5 protein-coding genes and 1 pseudogene are annotated in these 6,428 nt (G+C 67.5%); 4 read left to right on the top strand and 2 right to left on the bottom strand.

The window, feature by feature from the left end:
- Positions 1-817, bottom strand: a pseudogene (locus A985_RS28585) (hypothetical protein); the annotation flags it as partial.
- 2 nt (positions 818-819) lie between these two features.
- A complete protein-coding gene (locus A985_RS0113660; protein ID WP_157211464.1) occupies positions 820-1,335 on the bottom strand; it encodes a hypothetical protein in 516 nt (171 codons plus the stop codon).
- Positions 1,336-1,649: 314 nt separating this feature from the next.
- Here A985_RS0113660 and A985_RS0113655 point away from each other — a divergent pair, with 314 nt between their 5' ends.
- From A985_RS0113655 to A985_RS0113640, 4 genes are all read left to right on the top strand, one after another.
- Entirely contained in the window at positions 1,650-2,309 is a 660-nt protein-coding gene (locus A985_RS0113655; protein WP_017233962.1) for a two component system response regulator, read from the top strand.
- A gap of 156 nt (positions 2,310-2,465) precedes the next feature.
- A complete protein-coding gene (locus A985_RS0113650; protein WP_017233961.1) occupies positions 2,466-2,855 on the top strand; it encodes a hypothetical protein in 390 nt (129 codons plus the stop codon).
- Entirely contained in the window at positions 2,852-4,927 is a 2,076-nt protein-coding gene (gene sctV, locus A985_RS0113645) for a type III secretion system export apparatus subunit SctV (RefSeq protein ID WP_017233960.1), read from the top strand. The genes A985_RS0113650 and sctV overlap by 4 nt, the downstream gene beginning before the upstream one ends.
- A gap of 88 nt (positions 4,928-5,015) precedes the next feature.
- Positions 5,016-6,290 (top strand): FliI/YscN family ATPase, encoded by a 1,275-nt coding sequence (locus A985_RS0113640; protein WP_198288697.1) that lies wholly within the window; start codon positions 5,016-5,018, stop codon positions 6,288-6,290.
- Positions 6,291-6,428 lie beyond the last annotated feature (138 nt).

Genomic DNA, 6,428 nt, shown 5'->3' with positions numbered 1-6,428 from the left:
AAAAGCGCGGCGGGCCGGAGCGGGAGCCGGTGGCGGGGGGAAGGCGGGCGTCAAGGCCGGCGCCGGCCGACGCGCCCGGCGAGGCAGACGCCGCCGCAGTGGCACCGAGCGGGCCGGCGCCGAGAATCAAATCCTTCAGTACGCTGACAACGCCCGGCACGACGACTTCCTGCCCGCGATAAAAGTACCTCGTGTCGTCGGCCGTCGCGAATTTCAGGGGAAATATCTTGATGGTCTCTTCGCTTTCCTGCTGATCGCGGGCGTCGCGTTCGAGGTGGTCTGCGAGCATGGCAACCGTCTCGATGCAGGCGGGAACGCCGGCGATTTCGAGCGCGTGAGTGGCCGGAATCGCCCGTGCCACGCAGTGCCGCGGGTGCAGCACACCGGCATTGCGCAGGTGCCCGAGCAAGTCGTTGGGCGAGGCGTAACGCACGGACATGACGCGCCGCGTTGCCTCGCTGGATTTATAGACGTTCAGCGTCTGGCCGTTGAAGTACCACGAAAGCCGATAACGTTCCGATAGGGCGTCGAGGGTCGCCTGAGCGGCACCCGCAGGTAGCGTGCCGATAAAGCGATCGGCGACGTGAGGACTCACAACGGTCGGAATGCCGTGGTGCGCCCCGAAGTCGCGCAACAACTCCGCGAGAGGCGTGCCTGCGCTCTGGAAGACGAACGGGCCGCCGCGCCAAACCGGCGTGCCCGGTGAGACCCGGGGCGCATGCGCCGTGAGGGGCGCGGCAAACGACGCGGTGGCCAGCGTGACGCACAGGCTCCCGGCAAGCAGGGCGACGGTGCGCGAAGTGAAGGAAGGCGGCATGGTCAGCAGCGGCGCAGCGTATGAAGACGGCGGCTGGCGTCTGCCGCCCCGGCCGGGCGACCGGACGCGTGCGGCGTGAATAATGCAGGTGGCACCGCGTCGGCGCGCGTGCCCTGCGACGTCACCATCATGCAGGCCAGCAGTTGGCGACGAAGCTGCGCTTCCACGCGTGCGGCCGGTTCGCCGGCGTCGAAGCGGTGGACCCACCAGAGGACGTCGTTCGCAAGGCACAGGCTGTCGTCGCGCAACGCCGGCTGACCGGCCAGCACGAGGGAGAGCCGCAAGAGCCAGCGTGCGAGCGCCGGGTCGTCGTCGAGTGCGGCGGCGAGCGGTTGCGCATGGGGATGGACTTGCATAGGGTCGTGCGGCGGCAGTGTCAGCGCCGTCGCGACGCAATAGCCGCCGTCGACTCGACACGTCCAGCCGCGTTGGCCGTCGAGATCGAGCGCAAGGCGCGCGCCCTGTACGTCGCGCGAGGCAATCCAGTCGAGCGCGGCAAGCGCAAATGGCAAACGCATAGGTATCTGAAGGAGGCAGTGCACGGGCACGGGGAACAAAGCGCATGCGACATCGGCGGCATACGCCATCACGGGTCGCCGTCGATCGACACGGCGGCGCACAAGATTCCTCATTATCAAGCGCTGAGGTGCCGGCACAATCCGGCGCAGACCTGAAGTGACGCTCGGGCGCCGTGGTTTGGGGGGCTTTCCCACGTCCGACGTCAGGCGAAGGCACAAGATTCGCGCAAGTGGCCCGAAGTCGATAGAAAGTGAACAAAAATCCGTATGAGTGCTTGCGTGAGTGCTTATGACCAACTGTCGAGGAGCTGCGAATGACGGGGTGTATCGGTGTCGTCGTTGTCGAAGACCACGAGTTACTGGCCGACGGACTCTGCTGCCTGATCGAGCACGATCTCGGTTGGCGTGTGCTTGCCCGCGTCGTCAACGGGCTCGATGTCTACCGGGCCTGCGTGGTGCATCGACCGACCCTGATGATGCTGGATCTGGGCCTGCCCGGCATGGACGGCGTGGACGTGATCCGCCAATGCGCCCAGCGTTGGCCCGACCTGCGCATCGTTGTCAACTCGGCCAGCAACGACAGCGAGCGGGCACGCCAGGCGCTGGAAGCCGGCGCGGCGGCTTACGTGCTCAAGAGCAGCCCTCGCACGACCTTGATCCACGCGTCGTACCAGGTCATTCGTGGCGAGCGCTTCGTCGATCCGGCCGTGTTCGGTGGCATGCACGATCCGGCGGGCGCGCGCCACGTGCCCCGCCCATGTGCGGTCGAGATGCCCGAGCGGCTGCTGACGCTGCGTGAGCGGCAGGTGCTCAAGCTGGTCGCGGAAGGGCAACGCAATCGCGACATCGCGCAACTGTTGTCGATCAGTGTGAAGACGGTCGAGACCCACCGGCTGAACATGATGCGCAAGCTCGATGCACACAACGTGGCCGATATCGTGAATTGGGCACATCGCCTGCGCATGATGCTGTGACGATGGTGGCCCCTCGTCGGAACGCCCGCCGTGAAATTCAGGTATGCGCCGGATAGCCCTCGCGGCCGTGAATGCGCGACCATGCCCGCTGCCGCTACCTGAGCGCCCTCCGAGCCGCGCGTGCGCCGCCAGCACGTTCCCAACGCAAGATCGCCGATGGACACCCAGACTCAACGCAAGCTCGAGCAGCTCTTCGAATTGCTGGCGCTACCGCCGCAACGTGTGGCCCCTCGCATGCGCGTGGTGCTCGCACCCTGCGTGCTGATGATCGAGGTCGATGCGCAGGGCGTGACGTTGGTGTTGACGCTGATCGATCGCGCCGCCCGCGCGCAGCGGTGGTTGCCCATGTTGCTGCAAACCTGCGCGCCGGAGTGGAGTCTCGGCATTCCCGTGCGGGCATGCGTGGCGCAGGGGCGCCCGATGCTGATCGCGACACCGCCGGCGAGCGGCAACTCACAGGCCGTTGATTGGTTCGCTTGCCTCGGCCGCATGCGGCGCCTGTTGGAGCGAATCGATGCCCGGCAGCAGCAGGAGGTTTACCCGTGACGCGCCTGCTGCCCTGGCTTCGCGTCGCTGCCGGCCGGCAGGACATCGTGCTGGCCGCGCTGCTGCTCGTCACGGTGCTGATGATCATCATCCCGATGCCGCCGTCGGTGATGGATCTGCTCATCGCGCTCAATCTGGGCCTGTCGCTGCTGCTGCTGATGGTGGCGCTCTATATCAACGAGCCGCTCGATTTCTCGGCGTTCCCGTCCGTACTGCTGATGACCACGCTGTTTCGGCTGGGGCTCACGATCAGCACCAGCCGCCTGATTCTGCTGCGCGCCGACGCGGGCGACATCGTCTACACGTTCGGCGATTTCGCTGCAGGCGGGAACATCGTCGTCGGCATGATCGTGTTTCTGATCATCACTGTCGTCAACTTCATCGTCATCACGAAGGGCTCCGAGCGCGTGGCCGAAGTCGGCGCCCGGTTTTCGCTCGACGGCATGCCCGGCAAGCAGATGAGCATCGACGGCGATCTGCGCGCGGGCACCATCGACGCAGCCGAAGCCAAGCGCGTGCGCCGCATCGTGCAGAAGGAGAGCCAGTTCTACGGCGCGATGGACGGGGCGATGAAATTCGTCAAGGGCGATGCCATCGCCGGCCTCGTCATCATCGTGGTGAACTTGCTGGGCGGCATCGGAGTCGGCGTCTTCATGCGCGGCATGAGCGCGGGCGATGCGGCGGCGATCTACGCGATTCTCTCCATCGGCGATGGGCTGGTGTCGCAGATCCCGGCGCTGCTCATTTCCGTGACGGCAGGCATTATCGTCACGCGGGTGCCTGGCGAGCAACGTCGCAACCTGGCGCGCGAGCTCACCGATCAGCTTGCCGCACAGCCGCGCTCGCTGACGTTGGCGGCCGTGGTGCTTGTGCTCTTCGGTCTGATCCCTGGCTTCCCGATGCACTATTTCCTCCTGCTCGCGGCGCTGGCGGGGACCGCCGCGTGGTGGGCAGGGCGCAGAGGGGGCGAGGGCCAAGGGGACAAGGACGGCGCGCAGGGAGACGCCGGCGGAGTGCAAGCGAAACCGGGACGCCCTGGCGCGCAGCCGCTGCAGGCACGGGTGGGGGCCGCGCTGGCCGAGGCAGCGGGCGGCACCGCGGTGCTCGCCGCGCGCATCAATGCCCTGCGCGATCAGAAGTTCGAGCAGTTCGGCGTGCCAATGCCCGAGGTACAGGTGGTCGTCGACGCCGGCCTGCCGGGCGAGACGCTGGATATTCAGCTCTATCACGAGAGCGTGATGACGATCAATGTGGCCCCTGACGCCGCATTGGCGCAGCACGACGCGGCGCATCCGATGCCCGCGCTGCGCAGCCTTGACGCCGGTGCGCCGCGCGAGATGCCGTTGCCGTTCGGCGGGCAGATCCTTTTCTGGCTGGACGACGCGCAACGCCAGGCGTGGCAGACGCGAGGCGGCACCGTGATCGTGGGCGCGGACCGCGTGGCGCACTGCGTGTCGCTGGTCATCGACGCGCATGCCGCCGATTTCCTGGGTGTGCAGGAAGCGCGTTTCCTGATGGATGCGATGGAGGATCGCTACGGCGAACTCGTCAAGGAGCTGCAACGCCAACTGCCGATCAGCCGGACGGCGGAAGTCCTGCAGCGACTGGTCGCCGAGGGCGTGTCGATTCGCGACCTGCGGCGCGTGTTCGAGGCCCTGATCGAATGGGCCCCGCGTGAGCGCGATCAGATCATGTTGACCGAGTACGTGCGGCTCAGCCTGCGACGTCACATCACCCGGCGCTTTCGACGGGGCACCGAACACATCACCGGGTGGAACGTGGGACGCGGCATCGAAGACACCGTGCGCGCCGCCGTGCGGCAGACGGCGTCGGGGTCCTATGCCGATCTGAATCCCACGCAGACCGACGCGATTCTGAACGCCATCGATGGCGCACTGACCGCGCATGACGGCACGCCAGCCGTGCTGTTCACCGCCATGGATGTTCGGCGTTTTCTGCGCAAGCTCGTCGAGCGCGAGCGCGCCGATCTGGCGGTGTTGTCGTTCCAGGAAGTGGCCGACGAGCCGCATGTGCGGGTGCTGGGCACGATCGACGTGCAGGGAACCTACTGAGATGCGTCGCCCGGACGCCACACGCATCGCCGATGGGCTTCGTCGAACGCTCGACGCGCGGCGCAAGGCGTGTGACGAGTGGCGGCGGATGTCCGGCGGTGATGCGCGCTACGGTCGTATCGACAAGATCACCCCGAATGCGATGCGGGCCCGATTGCCGGGCGCGGCGCTCGGTGAGCAATGCCGCGTGGTCTCGCCGTCGCTCGACGCCGAGGTGATTGCGGTCGAGGGGCGGCATGTCTGGCTTGCGCCGTATGCCGAGCCGAACGGCGTGGCCAATGGCGCGCTGGTGCAGGCGCTGGGAAGGTCGTCGCGCGTGGCCGTCGGCGATCACCTGATTGGCGAGGTGCTCGATGGGCTGGGGCGGCCGTTGGTCCGTGCGGCGGCCGACGAGACGCCGACGTCCGGCGTGGCATGGCGTTCACTGGACACGGAGCCGCCGCCCGCGATGACGCGTGCGCTGGTGTCCACGTGCCTGCCCATCGGCATTCGCGCGATCGACGGCATGTTCACCTGCGGTCGTGGCCAGCGATTGGGCATCTTTGCGGCGGCGGGGGGGGGCAAGAGCACGCTGCTGGCGATGATGTGCCAGGGTGCGCAGGCCGATGTGATCGTCGTGGCGCTGATCGGCGAGCGCGGGCGCGAGGTGCGCGAGTTTCTCGAGACGGCCCTCACCCCTGAGGCGCGTGCACGGACTGTCTGCGTCGTCGCGACATCCGATCGTCCCGCGCTCGAACGGATGAAGGCCGCCTACACCGCGACGGCCATTGCGGAGGCGTTTCGCGACGACGGCAAAGACGTGCTGTTGCTCATGGATTCCCTGACGCGCTTCGGGCGCGCCGTGCGCGATATCGGGATGGCGGCGGGAGAGCCGCTTGGCGCGACGAGCGGGTTGCCACCGAGCTTTTATGCGCGTCTGCCCCGGTTGCTGGAGCGCGCGGGGACCGGCGTGCGCGGCAGCATCACCGCGTTCTATACGGTGCTCGTCGAAGGCGACAACCTGGATGAGCCGCTCGCCGACGAGGTGCGTTCGATCGTCGACGGTCACATTGTGCTGTCGCGGCGTCTCGCGCAGGAAAATCACTATCCCGCCATCGACGTCGCGAGGAGCCTCTCGCGGGTGATGGCGGCGGTGACCGACGCGCCGCATGTCGATGCGGCGGCGCGTGTCAGGCGCGCGATGGCGCTGGCGGCGCAGGTTGAGTTGCTGGTACGCGTTGGCGAATATCAGCCGGGCAACGATCCGGAGACCGACGACGCGCTCGCGCGGGCCCCGGACATCCGTGCCTTTCTTTGTCAGGCGCAGCACGACGTGGCGCCATTCGACGACACGCGCGCATGGCTCGAACATCTCGCGAACTGACGGACGACGAGGGCCTCGCGGCATTGGCGGCCCTCGCCCAGCGCCGCGAAGCCAGCCTGCGTGCCGCACTGGCCCGCATGACGGTCGCGGCGCGCGATGCCAACGAGGCGGTCGTTGCGTGCGAGCGCGCGTGCGACG

Source organism: Pandoraea sp. B-6, assembly GCF_000282835.1.
Taxonomy (GTDB): Bacteria; Pseudomonadota; Gammaproteobacteria; order Burkholderiales; family Burkholderiaceae; genus Pandoraea; species Pandoraea cepalis.
Note: the sequence above shows the minus strand (reverse complement) of the source record. Positions and strands in the feature narration are given on the sequence as shown.

Coding starts and splice junctions, on each gene's coding strand:
- A985_RS0113660 (WP_157211464.1), bottom strand. CDS start 1,335: ATGCGTTTGCCATTTGCGCTTGCCGCGCTCGACTGGATTGCCTCGCGC.
- A985_RS0113640 (WP_198288697.1), top strand. CDS start 5,016: ATGTCCGGCGGTGATGCGCGCTACGGTCGTATCGACAAGATCACCCCG.
- A985_RS0113650 (WP_017233961.1), top strand. CDS start 2,466: ATGGACACCCAGACTCAACGCAAGCTCGAGCAGCTCTTCGAATTGCTG.
- A985_RS0113655 (WP_017233962.1), top strand. CDS start 1,650: ATGACGGGGTGTATCGGTGTCGTCGTTGTCGAAGACCACGAGTTACTG.